Below are 22834 nucleotides of genomic sequence, written 5' to 3' on the forward strand. Positions count from 1 at the left end.
GGTACCGCCGCGACCCGCCGTTTCGCGCCCCGGCGATGCTCGACCCACATCGCATTAAATGCCCCATATGCTCCCTGCCTATGGCAGATGAACACACGAGCGCTCCACCCGCGCGCCCCGCCCACGCCTCCACCCCCACGTCGAAACGGGCGGCCGCCTTCCTCGTCTGGTACCTGCGCGTCGTCACGTTCATCAACCTCCTGAGCGCGGTCTGGGTCTCCCTCGGCCAGGACCTGCAACGGCACAACACCGACAACTACTTCACCCCGTACCTGCTGACGGCCGGCTTCGCGTCGGGGGTCTTCACCTGGTTCCTGGCGATCACGATGCGCCGCCGCAAGCGCGCCGCGTGGATCCTCAACCTCGTACTGAGCGGGCTCTTCCTGCTCCTGTTCATCGTCGTGATGTTCTTCCCCGAGGTGAGCCGGTACGCGCAGAACTGGATCTCGCTCGTCCTGACCGCCGCGTTCGTCGCCGCGCTGCTGCTCGGACGGCGGGAGTTCTACGCGAAGGGGGACCGCTCGAACGCGAAGCTCGCGGCCGCGGTCGGGATCGGCGGACTCCTCGTGACGTCCCTGTTCGCGACGTTCCTCGTGACCGTCACCAACCAGGCGCACGACGGGCACCACTCGACGTTCCTGGAGCGCTGGCGCTACGGCACCCTGCGCCTCATCTCGGTCGCCACCGACGAGTCCCGCTACCCCGGCATCACGTCGCCGAACTGGGTCAACGTCGTCATCAACATCCTGAGCACCCTCCTCCTGCTCGCCGTCGCGTACGCCGCGTTCCGCTCCCGCAAGGCCGTCGACCCCATCACCCCCGACGACGAGGCCAGGCTGCGCGCACTGCTGGACAAGGAGGGCGACCGGGACTCGCTCGGCTACTTCGCACTGCGCCGCGAGAAGAGCGTCGTGTGGTCGCCGACGGGCAAGGCGGCCGTCGCGTACCGCGTCGTCGGCGGGGTCTCGCTCGCGTCGGGCGATCCGATCGGCGACCCCGAGGCCTGGCCCGGCGCGATCGCGCCCTGGCTCGTGGAGGCGCGCGAACACGGCTGGATCCCGGCCGTGATGGGCGCGAGCGAGGAGGCGGGCACCATCTACGCCCGGCACGGCCTCGACGCCCTCGAACTCGGCGACGAAGCCATCGTCGAGATCGCCGAGTTCACACTGGAGGGCCGCGCCATGCGCACCGTCCGCCAGGCCTACAACCGGGTCAAGCGCGCGGGTTACGAGGTGCGGATCCGGCGCCACGAGGACATCCCCGCCGACGCGATGACGTACCTGCTCCAGCGCGCCGACGACTGGCGCGACGGGGCGACCGAGCGCGGCTTCTCGATGGCGCTCGGGCGGCTCGGCGATCCGGCGGACGGACGCTGCGTGATGCTCGAATGCACGGACGGGAAAGGCGAGTTGAAGGCCGTCCTCTCGTTCGTCCCCTGGGGACCGGAGGGGCTCTCTCTCGACCTGATGCGGCGTGACAGGGACTCCGAGAACGGGCTGATGGAGTTCATGGTGATCCAACTGCTCCAGCGGGCCGGAGAGATCGGGATCACGCAGGTGTCGCTGAACTTCGCGATGTTCCGGTCCGTCTTCGAACGTGGCTCGCGGCTCGGCGCGGGCCCGGTGCTGCGCCTGTGGCGCTCGCTGCTCAGCTTCTTCTCACGGTGGTGGCAGATCGAATCCCTCTACCGGGCCAACGCGAAGTACCGGCCCATCTGGGAACCCCGCTTCCTGCTCTTCGAGAAGAGCGCCGACCTGCCGCGGATCGGCCTCGCCTCCGCGCGCGCCGAGGGCTTTCTCGAGGCACCGGGCCTGCCGAACTGGATGCACCGCCGACATCTGGAGCCGCGCCCGTGAGATCCCCGGCCGCCCTGGCCCGCGCCGAGTGGGGCCAGTTGTGGTCGACGGTGCACAGGGGGCTCGTCGCGAAGAGGTGGCGGGCGGCGCCGATGACGCTCGGCGCGGTCTGCCTCACGGCCCTGTTCCAGTACGCGCAGAACCAGGCCTGGGGCTATCGGTTCGTGCAAGGCGTCGGCTCCGTACGGGCCGAGGACCCGCTGTGGCTGTCCGTGCTGCGCACCCCGCTGTCCCTCTCCGTGCCGGCGCTCGACCTGCCGGTGTGGGGCGCGCTCGCACAGGTACTGATCGTGTTCGGCATCGCGGAGATCTGCCTCGGCTGGCGGGGCACGCTCGCCATCGGATACGTCGCCACCCTCGCCGGCACCCTCTACGCCCGCCTCGGCATCGCCCTCGGCCCCGACAGCCCGCTCGGCCTGCCCGCGTCGGACGCGCTGCTCGTCGACAACGGCCCCTCGGCGGCGGTCGTCGGCCTCGCCGTGTACGTGTGCTGGCGCCATCACGCCTGGTGGACGGCGGGCGTGGTGGTCGCCCTCATGGTGATCGAGGCGGCCATCAAGCCGAACCTCGCGGGCAAGGAGCACCTGGCGGCGATGACCGCGGTCGCCCTGGTCGTCGTGGCGCGGTGGGCCCTCGCCACCGCGCGTCACCGGGACACCGAGCGCTCCGGGTCGGGTGTGCCGCCGATCAGGTCCTGAAAGCCCCGGCTCAGCTTCGACCAGCGCCGGTCGTGCCGGTAGGCGCGCAGCCGCGATCTGGCCCTGGCCTTGGGGCGCCGCCGGTACCAGCGCTTGGCCCACGCCGATCCGGGCCGCGCGAGCCTGATGGCCCCGAACAGCGCGACGAACGGCACGAGTACGCCGAGGATCGCGAGCCGGGGCTTCCCCTTGAACATGGCCAGCACGACGAACAGGAGATTGACCAGGACCGTGAGGATCGCGGTACCGCGCCCCTGCTCCTCCTGTCCCGTCACGTCGTTCACACCGAGCGGCGAGAAGCCGCTGAGGACGAGCAGCCCGAGCGCAGCGGCGAGGACCACCACCTCCACGCTCTGCCTTCCCTGTTCGGTCCAGTACACGTCGGCGAGGTGCAGGATCAGCGCGAACTCGTCGAGGACCAGGCCCGCGCCGGTCCCGAAGATCACCGCGCAGATCGAGGCGGCGACGCCGTGCCGCCCGCTGCCGACCGCGCCGAACCCGCCGACGACGGTGAGGATCACGCCCGGCACCACGTGGTGGATGTGCATGCCGCCCGGCGTGACGTTGCGGAACGGCCCGCGCCCGGCCCGGATGAGGCGCGTGATCGTACGGGTCGCCACGAAGGTCAGCAGGAACGCGGCGAGGGCGAGCAGCAGCGGCAGCTTCCCCGGCTCGACGATGTTCCGGTACCACCAGTCACCCATGCGGCCATCCTGCCGCCGGGGCACGGGCGCCGCCCGCTGTGCTGGGCCCCCCGGGTAGCCTGCCGGGATGTCCGCAACCCCGGCCGACGGCCTCCGCTTCGCCTTCGGCACCCTCACCGTGCTCCCGGTCGAAGTCACCCGATGGGACCGCGAGGCGGCCCGCGCCGGAATGCTCTGCGCCCCCGTCGCCGGGCTCGTCGTGGGCCTGGCCGCCGCCGCGCTCGGCGCGATCCTGACGCTGCTCGGCGCCGGACCGCTGCTCGCGGCCGTGGCGAGCGTGAGCGTCCCGGCCGCGCTGACCCGGGGACTGCACCTGGACGGGCTCGCCGACACCGCCGACGGCCTCGGCAGCGGCAAGCCGGCCGAGGACGCGCTGCGCATCATGAAGCAGTCGGACATCGGCCCGTTCGGCGTCATCACGCTCGTGCTCGTGCTCCTCGCCCAGGTCGCCGCGCTCTTCGAGCTGTACGCGCAATCGTGGGCCCGCGGCGCGCTCGCCGTCGTCGTCTCGGCACTCACCGCCCGGCTCGCGCTCACCCTGGCCTCGCGCGCCGGTGTCCCGCCGGCCCGGCCCGAGGGCCTGGGCGCGGCCGTCGCCGGGACGGTGCCGGTGCGCGGGGCGCTGCTCGCCGCCGCCGTGACCGTGTGCGCCGCCGGTGCCGCGGGCGCCGCCACCGGCTCGGCGTACGGCGCCGTGCGCGGCGCGGCGGCCGCCGTACTGGCCTGCTGCGCGGCCGAACTCCTGCTGCGCCACTGCCTGCGCCGCTTCGGCGGAGTGACCGGCGATGTCTTCGGCGGCGTCGCCGAGACCGCCGCCACCGCCGCCCTCGTCGTCCTCACTCTCGGCTGACACGGCCGCGGTCGCATACCGCGAAGCGCACCCTCGCGCACACGGGCGTAGGCTCCCCAAGGGGCCATACACCCCACGGCCCGTCAGAATTCGTTCAGACACCATGAAAGTAGGGACCTCACCACCGTGACTGCTCTGACTCTCAGCACCGCCGCCGCGTCCGGCCTGCGTGCCGACGCGATCGTCGTCGGTGTGGCGAAGGGTGCCGCGTCCAAGACCGGCGGGCTCGTCGTCGCCCCCGGCGCGGAGGCCGTGGACAAGGCCTTCGACGGCAAGCTCGCCGCCGTTCTGGAGACCCTCGGCGCTTCCGGCGGTGAGGGTGAGGTGACGAAGCTCCCCGCCCCGTCCGGCTTCAAGGCCCCGGTCGTCCTGGCCGTCGGTCTCGGCCCGGTGCCGGAGAAGGACGAGACGTACGACGCGGAGGCCCTGCGCCGCGCCGCCGGTGCCGCCGCCCGCGCGCTGGCCGGTGCGAAGAAGGCCGCGTTCGCCCTGCCCGTCGAGGACTCGGGTGACGCGGGCGCGATCGCGGAGGGCGCCCTGCTCGGCACGTACTCCTTCGACGCCTACAAGGAGTCGGCCCAGGACGGCAAGAAGAACGGCAAGGCGCCGCTCGCCGAGATCGCCCTGCTCGGTGCCAAGCCCCGCGACAAGGCGTTCAAGGCCGCCGTGGAGCGCGCCATCGCCGTGACCGAGGAGCTCAACCGCGCCCGCGACCTGGTCAACACCCCGCCGAACGACCTCACCCCGGAGGCCTTCGCCGCCGTCGCCTCGGCCGCGGCCAAGGAGCACGGCATCAAGGTGCAGATCCTCGACGAGAAGGCGCTCGCCAAGGGCGGCTTCGGCGGCATCCTCGGCGTCGGCGCCGGCTCGGAGGCCCCGCCGCGCCTGGTGAAGCTCTCCTACACGTCGTCCAAGGCCGACAAGCACCTCGCCTTCGTCGGCAAGGGCATCACGTACGACTCGGGCGGCATCTCCCTCAAGCCGGCCGGGCACAACGAGACGATGAAGTGCGACATGGCCGGCGCCGCCTCCGTGTTCGCCGCCGTCGTCGCCGCCGCGCGTCTGGGCCTCAAGGTGAACGTCACCGGCTGGCTGGCGCTCGCCGAGAACATGCCGTCCGGCTCGGCCACCCGCCCGGGTGACGTCCTTCGCATGTACTCCGGCAAGACCGTCGAGGTCCTGAACACGGACGCCGAGGGCCGCCTGGTCCTGGCCGACGCCATCGCCAAGGCCTCCGAGGAGACCCCGGACGCGATCGTCGACGTGGCCACGCTGACCGGCGCGATGATGCTGGCGCTTGGCAACCGCACGTTCGGCATCATGGCGAACGACGACGCTTTCCGTACGTCGATCCACGAGGTCGCCGAGGAGGTCGGCGAGCCGTCCTGGCCCATGCCGCTCCCCTCCGACCTGCGCAAGGGCATGGACTCCGCCACCGCCGACATCGCCAACATGGGCGAGCGCATGGGCGGCGGCCTGGTGGCCGGCCTCTTCCTCCAGGAGTTCGTCGGCGAGGGCATCACGTGGGCCCACCTCGACATCGCGGGCCCGGCCTTCAACGAGGGCGGCGCGTCCGGCTACACGCCCAAGGGCGGCACCGGTTCCGCGGTCCGTACGCTGGTGCGCCTCGCGGAGCGCACGGCCGACGGTGACCTCGGCTGACGCGTAGGGCACTGCTCGACAGCCCCCGGGTGCGACGGCACCCGGGGGCTGTTCGCTTTCGACGAAATCCGCAGCCTTCCGGACCCCCTCAGCCGGGTTTCAGGTGTAACCGCCGTCTCACCCCCGGGCCCGGCGTCCCGTCCGCCTCCGACAAGTGCGAAGATGGGTTCTCGGCAGGACAGGGCCCCCACCACAGGGCCGAAGCATAAAAAAGCGGCCGGACACCAGCCGCCGCCCGGTCACTGCAGACCGGCGTACGGCGCACATGCATGGAGGACGTGACGTGGCGAACGACGCCAGCACCGTTTTCGACCTAGTGATCCTCGGCGGTGGCAGTGGCGGTTACGCCGCGGCCCTGCGCGGAGCGCAGCTGGGCCTGGACGTCGCCCTGATCGAGAAGAACAAGCTCGGCGGCACCTGCCTGCACAACGGTTGTATCCCGACGAAGGCCCTGCTGCACGCCGGCGAGATCGCCGACCAGGCGCGCGAGGCCGACCAGTTCGGTGTCAAGGCCTCCTTCGAGGGCATCGACATCGCGGGCGTCCACAAGTACAAGGACGACGTGATCTCCGGCCTGTACAAGGGCCTGCAGGGTCTCGTCGCCTCCCGCAAGGTGACGTACATCGAGGGTGAGGGCCGCCTGTCGTCCCCGACCTCCGTGGACGTGAACGGCCAGCGCGTCCAGGGCCGCCACGTGCTCCTCGCGACCGGCTCCGTGCCGAAGTCGCTGCCGGGCCTGGAGATCGACGGCAACCGCATCATCTCCTCGGACCACGCGCTGAAGCTGGACCGCGTCCCGCAGTCCGCGATCATCCTCGGCGGCGGCGTCATCGGCGTCGAGTTCGCCTCCGCGTGGAAGTCCTTCGGCACCGACGTCACCGTCGTCGAGGGCCTGAAGCACCTCGTGCCCGTCGAGGACGAGAACAGCTCCAAGCTCCTGGAGCGCGCGTTCCGCAAGCGCGGCATCAAGTTCAACCTCGGCACCTTCTTCGAGAAGGCCGAGTACACGCAGGACGGCGTCCGCGTGACCCTCGCCGACGGCAAGACCTTCGAGGCCGAGGTCCTCCTGGTCGCCATCGGCCGCGGCCCGGTCTCGGCCGGTCTCGGTTACGAGGAGCAGGGCGTCGCGATGGACCGCGGTTACGTCCTGGTCGACGAGTACATGCAGACCAACGTGCCGACCGTCTCTGCCGTCGGTGACCTCGTCCCGACGCTCCAGCTCGCGCACGTCGGCTTCGCCGAGGGCATCCTGGTGGCGGAGCGTCTGGCCGGTCTCAAGACCGTCCCGATCGACTACGACGGCGTGCCGAAGGTGACGTACTGCCACCCCGAGGTCGCCTCCGTCGGTATCACCGAGGCCAAGGCCAAGGAGATCTACGGCGCGGACAAGGTCGTCGCTCTGAAGTACAACCTCGCGGGCAACGGCAAGTCCAAGATCCTCAAGACCGCGGGCGAGATCAAGCTCGTCCAGGTCAAGGACGGTGCCGTGGTCGGCGTCCACATGGTCGGCGACCGTATGGGCGAGCAGGTCGGCGAAGCCCAGCTGATCTACAACTGGGAAGCGCTGCCCGCCGAGGTCGCCCAGCTCATCCACGCCCACCCGACGCAGAACGAGGCACTCGGAGAGGCCCACCTGGCCCTCGCGGGCAAGCCGCTGCACTCGCACGACTAGGTCAGGCCGCAGGCTGGACCCAGTCGTCCCTGTCGTCCCCTGGGCGCGACGACCGACCACAGACTTCCGCACTCCCCCAAGCTCTCAACATCGCTCGAGCAGGGGAGACCCCACTAAGGAGCAACAGAAACCATGTCGGTTTCCGTATCCCTTCCGGCGCTCGGTGAGAGTGTCACCGAGGGCACCGTCACCCGCTGGCTGAAGGCCGAGGGCGAGCGCGTCGAGGTCGACGAGCCGCTGCTCGAGGTCTCGACCGACAAGGTCGACACCGAGATCCCCTCGCCCGCCGCCGGCATCCTGGCCTCCATCAAGGTCGCCGAGGACGAGACCGTCGAGGTCGGCGCCGAGCTCGCCGTCATCGACGACGGCACGGGCGCCCCGGCCGCCGCCCCGGCTCCCGCCGCTGCCGAGGCCCCGGCCCCGGCCGCCGCTCCGGCCCCCGCCGCCGAGGCCCCCGAAGCCCCCGCGGCTCCGGCCGCCGCCCCGGCCGCTCCGGCCGCCCCTGCCGGTGCCGCTTCCGGCACCGACGTCGTGCTGCCCGCTCTCGGCGAGTCCGTCACCGAGGGCACCGTCACCCGCTGGCTGAAGGAGGTCGGCGAGGAGGTCGCGGAGGACGAGCCCCTGCTCGAGGTCTCCACGGACAAGGTCGACACCGAGATCCCCTCCCCCGTCGCCGGCGTTCTCCTGGAGATCTCCGTCGCCGAGGACGAGACCGCCGAGGTCGGCGCCAAGCTGGCCGTCATCGGTGCTCCCGGTGCCGCTCCGGCTGCCGCCGCGCCCGCCGCCCCGGCCGCTCCGGCTGCCGCTCCGGCACCGGCTCCGGCTGCCCCCGCGGCTCCGGCCGCCCCGGCCCCGGCACCGGTCGCCGCTCCGGCACCGGTCGCGCCCGCGGCTCCGGCCGCCCCGGCCCCGGCACCGGTCGCCGCTCCCGCTCCGGTCACCCCCGCTGCCCCGGCCCCCGCCGCGGTCGCCGGTGACGACGGCGCGTACGTGACCCCGCTGGTCCGCAAGCTCGCGTCGGAGAACGGCGTGGACCTGGGCACCGTCAAGGGCACCGGCGTCGGTGGCCGTATCCGCAAGCAGGACGTCATCGCGGCCGCCGAGGCCGCGAAGGCCGCCCCGGCCCCCGCCGCCGCTGCTCCGGCCGCCGCCGCGAAGGCCCCGGCCCTGGAGGTCTCCCCCCTCCGCGGCCAGACGGTCAAGATGACCCGCATGCGCAAGGTCATCGGCGACAACATGATGAAGGCGCTGCACTCGCAGGCCCAGCTGACCTCGGTCGTCGAGGTCGACATCACCAAGCTGATGAAGCTGCGCGCCAAGGCGAAGGACGCGTTCGCGGCCCGTGAGGGCGTCAAGCTCTCCCCGATGCCGTTCTTCGTCAAGGCCGCCGCCCAGGCGCTGAAGGCCCACCCGGTCATCAACGCCCGGATCAACGACGACGAAGGCACCATCACGTACTTCGACTCGGAGAACATCGGCATCGCCGTCGACGCCGAGAAGGGTCTGATGACGCCGGTCATCAAGGGCGCGGGCGACCTGAACATCGCCGGGATCTCGAAGAAGACCGCCGAGCTGGCCGGCAAGGCCCGCGGTGGCGGCCTCACGCCGGACGACATGTCCGGTGCGACCTTCACGATCTCCAACACGGGCTCGCGCGGTGCGCTCTTCGACACCGTCATCGTGCCGCCGAACCAGGCCGCGATCCTGGGCATCGGCGCCACGGTGAAGCGTCCGGTCGTCATCAACCACCCGGACCTCGGCGAGACCATCGCCGTCCGTGACATGACGTACCTGTCGCTCTCCTACGACCACCGTCTGGTGGACGGCGCGGACGCCGCCCGCTACCTGACCGCGGTCAAGGCGATCCTGGAGGCCGGCGAGTTCGAGGTCGAGCTCGGCCTGTAACTCTCGTCTCATCAGCGCGTACGCCCCCGTCCGGAGGTCTTCCGGACGGGGGCGCCGCCGTATTGTCTAGAGGTCAACGCACCTTGGGGTCTCTGCCCGCCCGTCTCCCTGGCCACCGCCCCCGACGAGACCCTGCGGGCCGCACCATCCCGTCGCTGGAGGAGCCATCATGACCGCGCCCGTCGTCCACTCGCTGCGCGAACAGATCCGCGAGCACATCGTCGAGGGGATCGTCAGCGGGCGCTGGAAGCCGGGCGAGCGCATCGTGGAGCGCCGCATCGCGACGGAGCTCGAGGTCAGCCAGACGCCCGTGCGGGAGGCCCTGCGGGAGCTGGAGAGCCTGCGCCTGATCGAGTCCGCCCCCAACAAGGGCGTGCGGGTGCGGAACCTGACGGCCGCCGACCTGGAGGAGAGCTACCCGGTCAGGGCCGGTCTGGAGGCCATCGCGGCGGAGCTGGCGGCCGGGAAGCTGGCCGAGGACTGCTCGGCCCTCGAACCCCATGTGGCGGCCCTCTACCGCGCCGACCAGGAGGCCGACGGGACCGGTCAGGTGCGGCACACGGTCGCCTTCCACCGCGAACTGGTGCGCGCCGCGGGGAACTCCGTGCTCCTGCACACCTGGGAGGGCCTCGGCATCGAGGTCTTCACGGCCCTGTCCATCCGGTGGCTGGGCACCGTCCAGCAGTCGTACGCGGAGGAGCACGAGGCGCTCGTGGCCGCGTTCCGGCGCCGGGATCCCGCGATCGCGGAGCTGGTGAAGGCGCATGTGCTCGGCTGCGCCCCGCGCGCCTGAGCCGCACCCCGCTCAGACGTCGTCGCGCCACCCCTCCCACCTGCGAATATCCGGCGTACCGCCTTTGAAATCAAGGCACCCGGTGCCCCGTTCAATGGCACCGGATGCCCACTTTCTCCGTCTGAGGAAGTTTTCTCCTTCAACCCTTTGATCGATCATCGATCAGGGAGTTAGAGTCGCCGACGGGTCTCCACCAGGGACCCACGCCCTGTCCTGCCAAAGACCTAGGGCACCCCCACCCTTTCCGCTAAGGGAACCCCCCTCCGACTCAGGAAGGCGGCGCAATGACCGACCCCTCCGCAATCCAGCCGAGCGAGCTCGACCAGCTCCCGGACCGCGACCCCGAGGAGACCGCCGAATGGCAGGCCTCCCTGGACGCCGTTACCCAGGCGGCCGGGCCGCACCGTGCCGCGTACCTGATGCGCCGCACGCTGGAGCGCGCCGAGGGCTCAGGCCTGGCGCTGCCGAAGCTCCTCGAGACCGACTACGTCAACACCATCCCGACCGCCGCGGAGCCGGCGATCGAGGGTGACGAGGCGCTGGAACTGAAGATCGCCGCGTGGAACCGCTGGAACGCGGCCGCGATGGTGACCCGTGGCTCCAAGTACGGCGTCGGCGGCCACATCGCCACCTTCGCCTCGGCGGCCTGGCTCTACGAGACCGGCTTCAACCACTTCTTCAAGGGGAAGGAGGGCGACGGCTCCGGTGACCAGCTGTACATCCAGGGCCACGCCTCCCCCGGCATCTACGCCCGTGCCTTCCTGGACGGCCGCCTGAGCGAGCAGCAGCTCGACCGCTTCCGCCAGGAGTCCGGCGGCGACGGCCTGCCGTCGTATCCGCACCCGCGGCGCCTGCCCTGGCTGTGGGAGTTCCCGACCGTCTCCATGGGCCTCGGCCCGCTGTCGGCGATCTACCAGGCACGGTTCAACCGCTACCTCACCAACCGCAAGATCAAGGACGTCTCCGCCTCGCACGTGTGGGCGTTCCTCGGTGACGGCGAGATGGACGAGCCCGAGGCCACCGCGGCCCTGGCGCTCGCCTCGCGTGAGGGTCTGGACAACCTGACCTTCGTCATCAACTGCAACCTGCAGCGCCTCGACGGCCCGGTCCGCGCCAACTTCCGCGTGGTCCAGGAGCTGGAGGCGCAGTTCCGCGGCGCCGGCTGGAACGTCATCAAGACGCTCTGGGGCTCCGCCTGGGACGAGCTGTTCCAGCTCGACACGACCGGCGCGCTCGTGCGCCGGCTGCGCGAGGTGCCGGACGCCCAGTTCCAGACGTACGCGACCCGCGACGCCGCGTACATCCGCGAGCACTTCTTCGGCTCCGAGCCCGCGCTCGTCGAGCTGGGCAGGCTGCTCACGGACGACAAGATCGCCGAGTGCTTCAAGGTCTCGCGCGGCGGCCACGAGCCCCGCAAGGTGTACGCGGCCTACCGTGCGGCCCTGTCGCACGAGGGCGCGCCGACCGTGATCCTGGTCCAGACGGTCAAGGGCTTCACGCTGGGCAAGGGCTTCGAGTCCAAGAACGCCAACCACCAGATGAAGAAGCTGACGGTGGACGAGTTCAAGGACATGCGTGACCTCCTTGAACTGCCCATCTCCGACAGCCAGTTCGTCGACGGACAGGTCCCCTACGGCCACCCGGGCGCCGACTCCCCCGAGGTCCGCTACCTCCAGGAGCGCCGCGCGGCCCTCGGCGGCCCCGCCCCGGCCCGCCGCACGCACGCCATCGCTCCGCTGCCGGCCCCGGCCGACAAGGCGTTCGCGTCCTTCGACAAGGGCTCCGGCTCGCAGTCGGTCGCGACGACCATGGCGTTCGTACGCCTGGTCAAGGACCTCGTACGCGACAAGGAGACCGGCAAGCGCTGGGTGCCGATCGTCCCGGACGAGGCGCGCACCTTCGGCATGGAGTCGCTGTTCCCGTCGCTCGGCATCTACTCCCCCAAGGGGCAGACGTACGAGCCGGTCGACCGCGACCAGCTGATGTACTACAAGGAAGCCACGGACGGCCAGATCCTCAACGAGGGCATCACCGAGGCCGGCTCCATGGCGGACTTCATCGCCGCGTCCTCCGCGTACGCCACGCACGGCGAGGCGATGATCCCCTTCTACATCTTCTACTCGATGTTCGGCTGGCAGCGCACGGCCGACCAGATGTGGCAGCTCGGCGACCAGCTCGGCCGCGGCTTCCTGGTCGGTGCCACCGCGGGCCGTACGACGCTGACGGGTGAGGGTCTGCAGCACGCGGACGGTCACTCGCCGGTCATCGCGGCGACCAACCCGGCCGCGCTGACCTACGACCCGGCGTTCGCCTACGAGATCGGCGCGATCGTCAAGGACGGTCTGCGTCGCATGTACGGCGAGGCGGCCCCGGGTGAGGACCAGAACGTCTTCTACTACCTGACGGTCTACAACGAGCCGATGCCGCAGCCGGCCAAGCCCGCGGGCGTGGACGAGGGCATCCTCAAGGGCCTGTACCGCTTCAACACCGCCGAGTCGGCCGGGGTGAACGTCGCGGCCGCCAACGCCCCCCGCATCCAGCTGCTCGGCTCGGGCACGGCGATCCACTGGACCCTCGAGGCGCAGAAACTGCTCGCCGAGGAGTGGGGTGTCGCCGCCGACGTGTGGTCCGCGACCTCCTGGACCGAGCTGCGCCGCGACGCCCTGGAGGCGGACGAGGCGATCCTGCGCGGCGAGGAGCGCACTCCGTACATCCGCACGGCGCTCAACGGCGCCCAGGGCCCGGTCCTCGCGGTCTCCGACTACATGCGCCAGGTCCCCGACCAGATCGCGCAGTGGGTCGAGCAGGACTACTCCTCGCTCGGTGCGGACGGCTTCGGTCTCTCCGACACCCGCGAGGCGGCCCGCCGCCACTTCGGCATCGACGCGCAGTCGATCGTCGTCGCGGCCCTGGCCCAGCTCGCCCGCCGCGGCGAGGTCAAGGCCTCGGCCGTGAAGGAGGCGCGCGAGCGCTACGGCCTGTAGTCCCTGGTCATACGTGCCCCGTCCCGATTGCCGGGGCGGGGCACGCGTGCGTGAATGAGGAGGAGTCCAGGGGGGCGCCGTTCAGGGGAGCTGCACGTCCATGAAGATCTCCAAAACCCCGTCAGCACCCTGCTGGGCGGACCTCTCCACGCCGGACACCGACGCGGCCCGGCTCTTCTACGAGGGGCTCCTCGGCTGGCGCAGCGAAGTGGTGTCCGATCCGCGGTCGCAGACCTACGGCCTCTTCAGGTCCGGTGAGGAACTGGTCGCGGGCATCGGCCCGACCAGGAGCCCGAAGGAACCGTCGGCGTGGCTGCCGTACTACCAGTCGGCCGGGGTCGACGCGGTCATCGCGCGCGTGAAGGGCAACGGCGGCACGGTGGTCACGGGCCCGGAGACCATCGCGGAGGACGGCGTCTTCGCGGTCTGCCAGGATCCGTCGGGGGCCGCGTTCGGCCTGTGGCAGCCGATCACGAACACGGGCTTCGGCGTCGTGAACGCGCCGGGGAGTTTCTGCTGGTTCGAGCTCCTGACCCGCGATCCGGACGGATCCATCGACTTCTACCAGTCCGTACTGGGCTGGGGCGCGAAGCGGCACCCCTACGGGGGCGGCGGCACCTACACCGAGTGGAGCGTCGACGACGAGCCCTTCGGCGGCATGCTCGACACGACGTCGGGCTCGTTCCCCGAGGATCTGCCGGCGCACTGGATGGTGTACGTCGCCGTCGAGGACACCGACGCGACGGCGGCCCGCTGCAAGGAACTCGGCGGGCAGATCCTGGTGCACCCGACGACGATCGAGCCGGGCCGGTTCGCGGTGCTCGCCGATCCGCAGGGCGCCTCGTTCGCGGTCATCACGTACACCCCGCGCTGAGGGCCCGCATCATGGGCGTATGCGTGCTGCCCGCCTGATCAAGATGGTGCTGTTGCTCCAGTCCCGGCCGTCGATGACGGCGGGTGAGCTGGCGCGCGAACTGGAGGTCTCGGAGCGGACGGTGACCCGGGACGCGCAGGCGCTGTCCGAGGCGGGCGTGCCGGTGTACGCGGACCGGGGCAGGGCGGGCGGGTACCGGCTGATCGGCGGCTACCGGACGCGGCTGACCGGTCTGGCGCGCGGCGAGGCGGAGGCCCTGTTCCTGTCCGGGGTGCCGGGCGCGCTGCGCGAGATGGGCCTCGAGGACGCGGCGTCGGCCGCGCGGCTGAAAGTGTCGGCGGCGCTGCTGCCCTCGCTGCGGGACGCCTCGCGCACGGCGGCGCAGCGGTTCCACCTGGACGCGCCGGCCTGGTTCAAGGAGCCGCGGACGCCCGAGCTGCTGCCCGCGGTGGCGGACGCGGTGTGGGACGACAGGGTGGTGCGCGCCCGCTACCGCCGTGACGAGGTCGCAGCCGAGGTCGAGCGGGAGCTGGAGCCGTACGGGCTCGTCCTGAAGGCGGGCGTCTGGTATCTGTGCGCCCGCGTCGTGGGCGGCGGGACCCACCGGGTGTACCGGATCGACCGGTTCACCGGCGTCGAGGCGGGCGAGGAACGCTTCGTACGGGACGAGGAGTTCGACCTGCCGGGGTTCTGGGAGGAGCGGGCCGAGCAGTTCGCGCGGTCCATCCTGCGCGCGGAGGTCGTCCTTCGGCTGTCCCCCGCGGGGCTGCGGCAGCTTCCGCACGCGACCGAGCCCGTGTCCGTGCGTGCGGCGCGGGAGTCGGCCGGCGAGCCCGACGAGGAGGGGTGGGTGACGGTGACTCTGCCGGTCGAGTCGGAGGACGTCGCGTACGGCCAGTTGTTCGCGCTCGGGCCCGAGGCGGAGGTCCTCGCACCCGCCGCGCTGCGCGAGCGCTTCGCCGAGGCGGCGCGGCGGACGGCCGACCGCTACCGGTGAACTGCCGGGCGCCGTGCCCTCGGCATGTGCGCGCATAACGAACTGGCGCAGCTCCGGCACTCGGCGTGCGTCCCCGACCCCCAAGGCAGATGCTTGTCCAGTGATGGACGAGACGGAGTTCTGGGAGATCGTGGACAGCACCCGCGAGGCCGCCGAGGGCGACCCCGAGGACCATGCCGAGCTGCTCGTCGACCGGCTGCTCCAGGCCGACCCCGACGCGGTGCTCGACTTCGCCCGTCACTTCGAGTCCCGCTACCACCGCGCCTACCGCTGGGACCTGTGGGGCGCCGCGTGGGTGCTGCTCGGCGGGGCGAGCGACGACGCGTTCGACTACTTCCGCTGCTGGCTGATCGGCCAGGGCCGGGAGGTCTTCGAGGGCGCGCTGCACGAGCCGGACGCGCTCGCCGATCTGCTGGGCGAGTTCGACGAGGAGATCGACGGGGACGGCGAGGAGCTCGGTTACGCGGCGGACGAGGCGTACGAGGAGCTGACCGGCGCGGTGGCGCCCGATCTCGGCATCCCGGCCGCGCCCGCGGAGCCGGAAGGCACGCCGGTCGACTTCGAGAACGCGGCGGAGCTCGAGCGTCTGTACCCGAAGCTCTCGGAGCGCTTCGGGTCACAGGCGGCCGAGCACTCGGAGCGCTTCGGGTCATAGGCGGCCCAGGTCTCGGAGCGCATCGGGCCATAGACGGCCCAGCTCCCAGAGCACATCGGGCCATAGACGGCCCAGCTCCCAGAGCCCTTCAGGTCACAGGCGGCCCAGCACTCGGAGCGCATCGGTCCATAGACGGCCGAGCACTCGGAGCCCTTCAGGCCATAGACGGCCCAGCTCCCAGAGCCCTTCAGGTCACAGGCGGCCCAGCTCCCAGAGCACATCGGGTCACAGGCGGCCGAGCACTCGGAGCCCTTCAGGCCATAGACGGCCCAGCTCCCAGAGCCCTTCAGGCCATAGGCGCCCTAGGCCGGCCGAAGCGTCCCGGGGGTCAGCGCCTGGCCGCCCTGATCGCCTCCTCGATACCGGGGAACGCGAACGTGAAGCCTGATTCCAGGAGCCGGGTCGGCACGGCCCGTGTGCTGCCGAGGACGTCGCCCGCCATCTCGCCGAGGGCCATGCGCAGGGCGGAGGCGGGGGCCGTCAGCAGGGTGGGGCGGTGCAGCACGCGCCCCATCGCGGCGGTCACCTCGCCGTTCGTGACGGGGTGCGGGGCGGTGAGGTTCACGGGGCCCGACAGCTCGTCCGTGGCGAGGATGTGGCGCAGGGCCGCGATCTCGTCGTGCAGCGCGATGTACGACCAGTACTGGCGGCCGTCGCCCATACGTCCGCCGAGCCCGGCCAGGAACAGCGGGAAGAGCCGCGCCCAGGCCCCGCCGTCGCGGGACACGACGAGCCCGGACCGCGCGAACACGGTGCGGATTCCGGCCTCCTGGGCGGGCGCCGCGGCCTCCTCCCACTCCACGCACAGCTGGGGCAGGAACCCGTCCCCGGGCGGCGCGCTCTCGTCGACGGCGCGCGTGCCGGTGTCGCCGTAGTAGCCGACGGCGCTGCCGTTGACGAAGACACGGGGAGGCTGTTCGAGTGTGGCGACGGCCTCGGCGAGCGTCGCGGTGCCGAGGACCCGGCTGTCGCGGATCCTCTTCTTGTACGCGTCGGTCCAGCGGCGGTCGCCCACGCCCGCGGCGGCGAAATTGAGGACCGCGTCGCAGCCGGAGAGCCCGGCCGCGTCGACGGACCCCCGCTCCGGGTCCCAGCGGACCTCGTCCGGGGCCGCCGGCTCCCTGCGGACCAGGCGGACGACGTCGTGCCCGTCGGCCCGCAGGGACCGGGTCAGGGCGGAGCCGATGAGGCCGGAGGCGCCGGCGACGGCGAACCGGGAGCGGCGTACGGGTGCGGAATCGCTCTGGGTCATGGGGCCATCCTGCCGCGTGGAACGCCCGGCGGCCGGTCGTGGGCCGGTCGTACAGTGGCCCCCATGTCACAGCCGTACATACGTCTCGCCCGCCCCGACGACGAGGACGGGCTGGCCCGGCTCGACCGCGCCGCCTGGTCGACGCTGCACTCCGTCCAGCCGCAGCCGCTGCCGCCGTACGACCCGTTCTTCTCGGAGCGGTTCGGGCCGCGGGACCATCTGGTCGCGGAACTCGACGGGCGGCTCGCCGGTTACGTACGCATCGCCTATCCCACGTCGCTCGCCGTCCACACCCATGTCCGGCAGATCCAGGGCCTCGCGGTCGCCGCCGAGGCGCGGGGCGCCGGGGTCGGCCGGGCGCTGGTCCGCGCGGCGCTGGAGCACGCCCGCAAGGCCGGCGCGCGCCGCATGACGCTGCGGGTGCTCGGGCACAACGGTCCCGCGCGGGCGCTGTACGAGTCCGAGGGGTTCGTGGTCGAGGGAGTCCTGCCGGAGGAGCTCCTGCTCGACGGGAAGTACGTGGACGACGTCCTCATGGGCCAGGCCCTGTGAGCGGGGCGCGGCGGTTCTGACGGACCCGCCCGGGGTGCGGGGACGGCCCTCCCGTAGGAGCGTGAAAGGGTCCATGGGAAGGAGCCCGCCGATGACCGGGGCGTTGTCGCGTCGCCGGGACGGCGAGGAGCGGGCCTGGCTGCGCGGGGCACCGCCGCCGCGCTGGGTGCGAGTGCTGCCGGTCGCTCTGCTCCTCGCCCTGTGCACGGCCCAGCTGGTCACCGAGGAGAAGCTGGACCTCGGTTTCCTGCTGGGGGCGATCCCGCCGCTGGCCGCTCTCACGTACGGGCCCGCCGCCACGGCGCTGCTCGGCGGCGTCGTGATCATCCTGCTGAACGTGCCCTTCATGAACCTCGGGCACCCCGGCAACAGCGACGTGCTCACGGTCTCCTTCGTGGCACTGCTCAGCGTGCTGATCGGCTGGGTCCGCAGCCGGCGCGACGACCAGCTCGTCACCGTGCGCACGGTCGCCGAGGCGGCCCAGTTCGCCGTGCTTCCGCCGCTGCGCGAACGGGTCGGATCGGTGCGCTGCGCGGGCCTGTACCGCGCGGCCGAGCGCGGGACGCTGGTCGGCGGCGACCTGTTCGACGTACGCAGGAGTCCGGCCGGGGTACGCGCCGTGATCGGCGATGTGCAGGGCCACGGGCTGTCCGCGGTGGGCACGGTGGCGGGGCTGCTCGGCGCGTTCCGTGAGGCGGTGCTCGACCAGGCGGACCTGGAGGGGGTCGCGGCGCGCCTCGACCGCAGGCTCGTGGTCGACTCGGCCGAGGACGAGCACGCCGAGCTGTTCGCGACCGCGCTGCTCCTCGAGTTCCCCGACGACTCCCCGGTGGTACGGGCCATGTCGTGCGGCCATCCGCGTCCGCTGCTCCTGCGCGGGGAGGAGGTCATCGAGCTGCCGGTGCCGTCCGGGGCGCCTCTCGGACTCGGGATCGCGGGCCTCTCGCCGCCCGAGCAGCTCACGGTGCGGCTGCAGCCCGGCGACCGGCTGCTCGGCCTGACGGACGGGCTGATCGAGGCGCGGGACTCGTCCGGCGCCTTCTATCCGCTGGCGGAGCGTCTGGTCCGGTTCAGCACGGACGATCCGGCGGAGCTGACGGACGCGCTGTGGCGGGACGTGGTGCGGTTCGCGGGGACGGTACGGGACGATCTGACGATGCTCGTGTTCGCGCCGGAGGTCGACCCGTCGGACGACTGACGGTCACTGCCGGCCGGTGCCCTGACCGCCCCCCAACAGGCTGATCCCGCCGGTCAGTTCGCGCAGGCAGCGGAGCGCGAGGACCGCCGGTGAGCCGGTCGCGCCCGTCGCGGGTGCGTCGGTGGCGGCCCAGGCCTCCAGGGCGATCCGGATGGCGTCGGTGGCCGCGGCGGCGGCGAGCCGTACGTCGAGGGGGTCCGCCCGCTCGCCCGCGAGCCGCGCGAGGACCGGCACGAGGCGCTCCTCCGACTCCTGGTTGACCCGGTACCAGACGGCCCGCAGCGCGGCGTCGTCCTGGGCCGCGCGCAGCAGTCCCCTGGTCGTCTCCAGCTGTTCGGGGCCGTGGTCGCCGGGGGCGGAGAGCGTGGCGGTGACGGCCGTCTCCAGGGTGAGCCGCAGGTCGGCGCCGGGCTCGGCGTCGGCGAGGAGGGCGCGCCAGGCATCGCCGCCCGCGGCGAGGAGCGGGCCGACCGCGTCCTGCTTGCCCCGGAAGTAGCGGTAGAAGGTGCGCAGCGCGACGCCCGCGCGGTGGGCGATGTCCTCGGCCGTCGTGCCGTCGGGGCCGTGCTCGGCGAAGAGTTCGGCGGCGGCGCGGGCGATGTCCAGCTGAGTGGCGGCCTTGCGCCGCTCGGTCAGGGAGGGCTGCGGACTGCGCTGATCGTTCGTGGGGCTCACCGGAGGAGCCTATGCGCCCTGGAACAAACCTGCACGTTCTGACGTTATGGCAAAACGTGCCATCCAGGCGTACGGTGGACAGCGAATCCGGCGATCCCGGTGCCGCGGATCGTGAAGAGAATGAAGTGGAGCAGCACATGAGCCCGAACCTGAACCGCTACGAAGGCCGTCGCGTACTCGTCACCGGCGGTGGCTCCGGCATCGGCCAGGCCACCGTGCTGCGGGTCCTCGCCGAGGGCGCCCGCGCGGTCGCCGCCGACGTCAGCGAGGCGGGCCTGAAGGACACCGTCGAGAAGGCGGCCGCCGCGGGCACCGCGGACCGGCTGACCACGGTCGTCGTGAACGTCGCGGACGAGGCCTCCGTGCGCGCGGGCGTCGCCGCCGCCGTCGAGGCGCTCGGCGGCCTGGACGTGCTGGTCAACGCGGCCGGCATCCTGCGCTCCTCGCACACCCACGAGACGTCGCTCGCCGACTTCAACCAGGTGCTGCAGATCAATCTGGCCGGTACGTTCCTGATGATCCGTGAGTCGATCCCGGCGCTGCTCGCGGGTGACGGTTCCGCCGTCATCAACTTCAGCTCGACGTCGGCGACGTTCGCCCACCCCTACATGGCGGCGTACGCGGCGAGCAAGGGCGGCATCCAGTCCATGACGCACGCCCTGGCGAGCGAGTACGGCAAGCAGGGCATCCGGTTCACCGCCGTACAGCCCGGTTCCATCTCCTCCGGCATGACCGACGGCTCCGGCGCCAGCCGGCAGAGCAGCGGCCCCGGCCTGCCCGAGGACGCCGACATGAGCCTGTTCATGAAGCTGGCGCCGGCCATCGGCCAGGGTTTCGCGGGGCCGGAGAGCGTGGCGTCCGTCGTCGCGCTGCTCGGCTCGGACGACGGCAGGTTCATCACCGGCACGGAGATCAGGATCGACGGCGGTACGCACTTCTGATCTGCGCCGAAGGCGGGTCTGACCTGCGGAGGGTCCGCGATCACTCGTATGGCGCCGCGTGCGGGGCGGGCCCCGGGCGCGCGACGGAGAGTGGCACGTATGCGCGTCTTCCGTATGACGTTGTACTGCGCACCGGTGGCCACGGTCTTCGGCCTGCTGCTGATGTGTGCCGTGACCGTCGGGCCCGGGGACGGCGGTTCAGCGGCGAAGTCGGGCCGGGCCGCGGGCCGCACCCCCGCCGACCGGGCCGCGCCGGCGCTGCCGCCGGCCGCCGTACCGGTGCGCCGGCCGCCGGTACTGTCGCCGGTGCGCCGGCCGGTCGACCGTCCGTACACCGCGGCGCTGCCCCGCATCGTGCCGCGGGCCAAGTGGCTGGCCGACACCGACCGCAGGCCGCCCGCCCGGTACGCCGCCCGCGTCACGGCGGTCTTCCTCCACCACACGGACTCGCCGAACGGCTACGACTGCGCCGACACGCCCCGCATCATCCGCTACCTGTACACGGGCCAGGCGGGCGGCCGGAACTGGGACGACATCGGCTACAACTTCCTCGTCGACAGGTGCGGCACGATCTACGAGGGCCGGGCGGGCGGCGTCGACAAGGCGGTCGTGGGGGCGCACGCGCAGGGCTTCAACAAGGGCACGGCGGGCATCGCCGCCATCGGCACCTTCGTCGCGGGCACCCCGGTGCCCCGCGCCATGACGAACTCCATCGCGGCGCTGGCAGCCTGGAAGCTGGGCCTCGCGAACGTCGACCCGCGCTCCCGCGTCCGCCTCACCTCGACGAACAGCCTCAGCCGCTTCCCCAAGGGCAGGACGGCGGAGTTCAACGCCATCGCCGCGCACCGGGACGAGTACGAGACGTACTGCCCGGGGCAGGCCCTGATGGCCGCGCTCCCGGAGATCAGGCAGCGGGCGGCGGCGCTCCAGGGGCGCTAGGGACCCCGCGTCCGGCGGCCCCGGGCGCCCCCTGTGCGACCGTGCCCGGGCTACGCGCGACTCCCTGTGCCGGGGCCCGGACCTACCCTCGACGGACTCGGGTACAGCCCGGGTGTTCCGGAGCCGTACGCGGGTTCGCCGGGGGGTAGGACGCCTTCGGAGCCCGTCTTCGTGCGCCGGCCGGACGGTCCGGGGTACGAGCGACGGCTCTCACCAGCCGCACAACCGCCAGGGAGGCGCACGTGCCTGAGCCCGCACAGCACGCGGACGTCGTCATCGTGGGAGCCGGGGTCGCGGGACTCCTGGCCGCCCACCGCCTGACCAGGGCGGGCGTCCCCACCCTGGTCCTGGAGGCCGGCCCCTGTGTGGGCGGCCGCATGTCCACGGAGAAGGTCGACGGGTTCCGCCTGGACCGGATCGGCCGGCTCCTGTGCACCTCGGACCCCGAACTGCGCCGTGCCCCGGGCCTGGACGCCCTCGTCCTGCGCCCCTTCTCGCCGGGTGTGCTGGTGCACAGCGACGGCCGCCGCCATCGCACCGGGGAGCTCCCGGCCCCACGGCGCGCAAAGGGCGCACTCACAACGGCGCGCGCCCTCGCGAGCGCCCCCAGGGTGCCCCGCCCCCGCACCTCCAGGAGTCCGCGCCCCACCGCTCCACTCGGCAGCCCCCTGGATCACGCCCGGCTCGCCAGGGCCCTGGCCCGCCTTGCCGCGACGCCCGTGCCCCGCCTTCTCGCGCGCCCCGAACTCCCCGCCTCCGAGGCGCTGATCGGCCGCGGGCTGCCCGCCCGTACCCTCGACGGCTTTGTGCGCCCCCTCCTGTCGGCGCTCCTGTGCGACCCGGACCTGACCTCGTCGAGCCGGTGCGCGGACCTCGCCCTGCACGCCTACGCGCGCGGCCGCCTCTGCGTCCCCGAGGGCGGCGCCGACGCCCTGCCCGAAATGCTCGCCGCCGGGCTCCCGCCGGGCACGGTCCGCACCGGTGTCCGCGTCAGCGCCATCTCCGCGAACTCGGTGACGACCGAGGAACAGGGTGAACTCCGGTGCCGTTCGACGCTGTTGGCGACCGGGGCGCGCGCCGCGGCCGAGCTGCTCCCGGGGCTGCGCGTGCCGGACTTCCACCCCGTCACGGTCGTCCACCACGCGGTCCCCGAGCCGCCGCTCACCGACCCGGCGCTGCTCCTCGACGCCGACCGGCTGGGCCCCGTCGCATACACCGCGGTGATCAGCCAGGTCGACCCGACCCGCGCCCCGGCCGGCCGCGCGCTCGTCTCCTCGACGGTCCTCGGCCCGCCGCCGCCCGAGCGCGAGCTGCGGGCCCAACTGGCCGCCCTCTACGGCACGTCGACCTCCGACTGGGAGACCCTCGCGGTCCACCACGACCCGGAGGCGGTGCCCGCGATGCCGGCCCCGCACGACCTGCACCGCCCGGTGCGGCTCCTCGACGGCCTCTATGTCTGCGGCGACCACCGCGGCACGAGCACGGTGCAGGGCGCCCTCCACTCGGGCCGCCGGGCGGCGCACGCGATCCTCACGGACCTGGGCGTCCAACTGGCCCCGACGACCGGCAGGTTGTCGGCGGCCGCCTGACCCGAACCCACGCCACACATCCGACCTCTATAGGGTCC

General features: G+C 72.4%; 19 protein-coding genes. 16 read left to right on the forward strand and 3 right to left on the reverse strand.

The features are described 5' to 3' along the window. Positions 1 to 80: 80 nt before the first annotated feature. Positions 81 to 1856, forward strand: coding sequence for a phosphatidylglycerol lysyltransferase domain-containing protein (locus LGI35_RS14775; RefSeq protein ID WP_227294302.1), 1776 nt, complete (start codon positions 81 to 83; stop codon positions 1854 to 1856). After that, positions 1853 to 2554: a hypothetical protein gene (locus LGI35_RS14780; protein WP_227294303.1), complete on the forward strand. Its 702-nt coding sequence runs from the start codon at positions 1853 to 1855 to the stop codon at positions 2552 to 2554. Before LGI35_RS14775 ends, LGI35_RS14780 begins: the two co-directional genes overlap by 4 nt. On the opposite strand, the gene LGI35_RS14785 is transcribed toward LGI35_RS14780, so the two are convergent. Beyond that, the gene (locus LGI35_RS14785) at positions 2503 to 3258 is read right to left on the reverse strand and encodes a hypothetical protein (RefSeq protein ID WP_227294304.1); all 756 of its coding nucleotides are present in this window, start codon (positions 3256 to 3258) and stop codon (positions 2503 to 2505) included. The genes LGI35_RS14780 and LGI35_RS14785 overlap by 52 nt on opposite strands. 67 nt (positions 3259 to 3325) lie before the next feature. Here LGI35_RS14785 and LGI35_RS14790 point away from each other — a divergent pair, with 67 nt between their 5' ends. The 9 genes from LGI35_RS14790 to LGI35_RS14830 all read left to right on the forward strand — a co-directional run bounded on the left by LGI35_RS14790 (position 3326) and on the right by LGI35_RS14830 (position 15650). Further along, on the forward strand, positions 3326 to 4108 hold the full coding sequence (locus LGI35_RS14790) for an adenosylcobinamide-GDP ribazoletransferase (protein WP_227294305.1): 783 nt from the start codon (positions 3326 to 3328) through the stop codon (positions 4106 to 4108). A 126-nt stretch (positions 4109 to 4234) separates the two neighbouring features. Next, on the forward strand, positions 4235 to 5770 hold the full coding sequence (locus LGI35_RS14795; protein WP_227294306.1) for a leucyl aminopeptidase: 1536 nt from the start codon (positions 4235 to 4237) through the stop codon (positions 5768 to 5770). A gap of 283 nt (positions 5771 to 6053) precedes the next feature. Continuing rightward, positions 6054 to 7442, forward strand: coding sequence for a dihydrolipoyl dehydrogenase (lpdA, locus tag LGI35_RS14800; protein WP_100592133.1), 1389 nt, complete (start codon positions 6054 to 6056; stop codon positions 7440 to 7442). 132 nt (positions 7443 to 7574) lie between these two features. Continuing rightward, positions 7575 to 9347, forward strand: coding sequence for a 2-oxoglutarate dehydrogenase, E2 component, dihydrolipoamide succinyltransferase (gene sucB / locus LGI35_RS14805; RefSeq protein ID WP_227294307.1), 1773 nt, complete (start codon positions 7575 to 7577; stop codon positions 9345 to 9347). Positions 9348 to 9516: 169 nt separating this feature from the next. Further along, positions 9517 to 10140 carry a GntR family transcriptional regulator gene (locus tag LGI35_RS14810; protein WP_100592131.1) on the forward strand — a complete coding sequence of 208 codons (624 nt, stop codon included), beginning with the start codon at positions 9517 to 9519 and terminating at the stop codon, positions 10138 to 10140. Between the two features lie 284 nt (positions 10141 to 10424). Further along, complete coding sequence (aceE, locus tag LGI35_RS14815) at positions 10425 to 13124, forward strand: pyruvate dehydrogenase (acetyl-transferring), homodimeric type (RefSeq protein ID WP_227294308.1); 2700 nt, start codon at positions 10425 to 10427, stop codon at positions 13122 to 13124. A gap of 100 nt (positions 13125 to 13224) precedes the next feature. Then, a complete protein-coding gene (locus tag LGI35_RS14820) occupies positions 13225 to 13998 on the forward strand; it encodes a VOC family protein (RefSeq protein ID WP_227294309.1) in 774 nt (257 codons plus the stop codon). 19 nt (positions 13999 to 14017) lie between these two features. Further along, positions 14018 to 14995, forward strand: coding sequence for a helix-turn-helix transcriptional regulator (locus LGI35_RS14825; RefSeq protein ID WP_227294310.1), 978 nt, complete (start codon positions 14018 to 14020; stop codon positions 14993 to 14995). A 103-nt stretch (positions 14996 to 15098) separates the two neighbouring features. After that, positions 15099 to 15650: a DUF4240 domain-containing protein gene (locus LGI35_RS14830; RefSeq protein ID WP_227300307.1), complete on the forward strand. Its 552-nt coding sequence runs from the start codon at positions 15099 to 15101 to the stop codon at positions 15648 to 15650. 328 nt (positions 15651 to 15978) lie between these two features. On the opposite strand, the gene LGI35_RS14835 is transcribed toward LGI35_RS14830, so the two are convergent. Then, positions 15979 to 16902 (reverse strand): TIGR01777 family oxidoreductase, encoded by a 924-nt coding sequence (locus LGI35_RS14835; protein ID WP_227294311.1) that lies wholly within the window; start codon positions 16900 to 16902, stop codon positions 15979 to 15981. A 63-nt stretch (positions 16903 to 16965) separates the two neighbouring features. Between LGI35_RS14835 and LGI35_RS14840 the strand changes: the two genes are divergently transcribed. Together LGI35_RS14840 and LGI35_RS14845 are read left to right on the forward strand one after the other, a co-directional pair. Further along, positions 16966 to 17454 (forward strand): GNAT family N-acetyltransferase, encoded by a 489-nt coding sequence (locus LGI35_RS14840; protein WP_227294312.1) that lies wholly within the window; start codon positions 16966 to 16968, stop codon positions 17452 to 17454. Positions 17455 to 17545: 91 nt separating this feature from the next. After that, positions 17546 to 18652 (forward strand): PP2C family protein-serine/threonine phosphatase, encoded by a 1107-nt coding sequence (locus tag LGI35_RS14845; protein ID WP_227294313.1) that lies wholly within the window; start codon positions 17546 to 17548, stop codon positions 18650 to 18652. A gap of 3 nt (positions 18653 to 18655) precedes the next feature. Here LGI35_RS14845 and LGI35_RS14850 read toward each other — a convergent pair whose 3' ends face one another. Further along, positions 18656 to 19327 (reverse strand): TetR/AcrR family transcriptional regulator, encoded by a 672-nt coding sequence (locus tag LGI35_RS14850; protein WP_227294314.1) that lies wholly within the window; start codon positions 19325 to 19327, stop codon positions 18656 to 18658. A gap of 137 nt (positions 19328 to 19464) precedes the next feature. Here LGI35_RS14850 and LGI35_RS14855 point away from each other — a divergent pair, with 137 nt between their 5' ends. The 3 genes from LGI35_RS14855 to LGI35_RS14865 all read left to right on the forward strand — a co-directional run bounded on the left by LGI35_RS14855 (position 19465) and on the right by LGI35_RS14865 (position 22796). After that, the gene (locus LGI35_RS14855; RefSeq protein WP_227294315.1) at positions 19465 to 20268 is read left to right on the forward strand and encodes an SDR family NAD(P)-dependent oxidoreductase; all 804 of its coding nucleotides are present in this window, start codon (positions 19465 to 19467) and stop codon (positions 20266 to 20268) included. A 99-nt stretch (positions 20269 to 20367) separates the two neighbouring features. Further along, positions 20368 to 21207 carry a peptidoglycan recognition protein family protein gene (locus LGI35_RS14860; RefSeq protein ID WP_227294316.1) on the forward strand — a complete coding sequence of 280 codons (840 nt, stop codon included), beginning with the start codon at positions 20368 to 20370 and terminating at the stop codon, positions 21205 to 21207. 242 nt (positions 21208 to 21449) lie between these two features. Then, on the forward strand, positions 21450 to 22796 hold the full coding sequence (locus LGI35_RS14865) for an NAD(P)/FAD-dependent oxidoreductase (protein ID WP_227294317.1): 1347 nt from the start codon (positions 21450 to 21452) through the stop codon (positions 22794 to 22796). Positions 22797 to 22834: the final 38 nt, after the last annotated feature.

This window comes from Streptomyces longhuiensis (assembly GCF_020616555.1).
Taxonomy (GTDB): Bacteria; Actinomycetota; Actinomycetes; order Streptomycetales; family Streptomycetaceae; genus Streptomyces; species Streptomyces longhuiensis.

Coding starts and splice junctions, on each gene's coding strand:
- LGI35_RS14775 (WP_227294302.1), top strand. CDS start 81: ATGGCAGATGAACACACGAGCGCTCCACCCGCGCGCCCCGCCCACGCC.
- LGI35_RS14785 (WP_227294304.1), bottom strand. CDS start 3,258: ATGGGTGACTGGTGGTACCGGAACATCGTCGAGCCGGGGAAGCTGCCG.
- LGI35_RS14790 (WP_227294305.1), top strand. CDS start 3,326: ATGTCCGCAACCCCGGCCGACGGCCTCCGCTTCGCCTTCGGCACCCTC.
- sucB (WP_227294307.1), top strand. CDS start 7,575: ATGTCGGTTTCCGTATCCCTTCCGGCGCTCGGTGAGAGTGTCACCGAG.
- LGI35_RS14810 (WP_100592131.1), top strand. CDS start 9,517: ATGACCGCGCCCGTCGTCCACTCGCTGCGCGAACAGATCCGCGAGCAC.
- aceE (WP_227294308.1), top strand. CDS start 10,425: ATGACCGACCCCTCCGCAATCCAGCCGAGCGAGCTCGACCAGCTCCCG.
- LGI35_RS14820 (WP_227294309.1), top strand. CDS start 13,225: ATGAAGATCTCCAAAACCCCGTCAGCACCCTGCTGGGCGGACCTCTCC.
- LGI35_RS14825 (WP_227294310.1), top strand. CDS start 14,018: ATGCGTGCTGCCCGCCTGATCAAGATGGTGCTGTTGCTCCAGTCCCGG.
- LGI35_RS14830 (WP_227300307.1), top strand. CDS start 15,099: ATGGACGAGACGGAGTTCTGGGAGATCGTGGACAGCACCCGCGAGGCC.
- LGI35_RS14835 (WP_227294311.1), bottom strand. CDS start 16,902: ATGACCCAGAGCGATTCCGCACCCGTACGCCGCTCCCGGTTCGCCGTC.
- LGI35_RS14840 (WP_227294312.1), top strand. CDS start 16,966: ATGTCACAGCCGTACATACGTCTCGCCCGCCCCGACGACGAGGACGGG.
- LGI35_RS14845 (WP_227294313.1), top strand. CDS start 17,546: ATGACCGGGGCGTTGTCGCGTCGCCGGGACGGCGAGGAGCGGGCCTGG.
- LGI35_RS14855 (WP_227294315.1), top strand. CDS start 19,465: ATGAGCCCGAACCTGAACCGCTACGAAGGCCGTCGCGTACTCGTCACC.
- LGI35_RS14860 (WP_227294316.1), top strand. CDS start 20,368: ATGCGCGTCTTCCGTATGACGTTGTACTGCGCACCGGTGGCCACGGTC.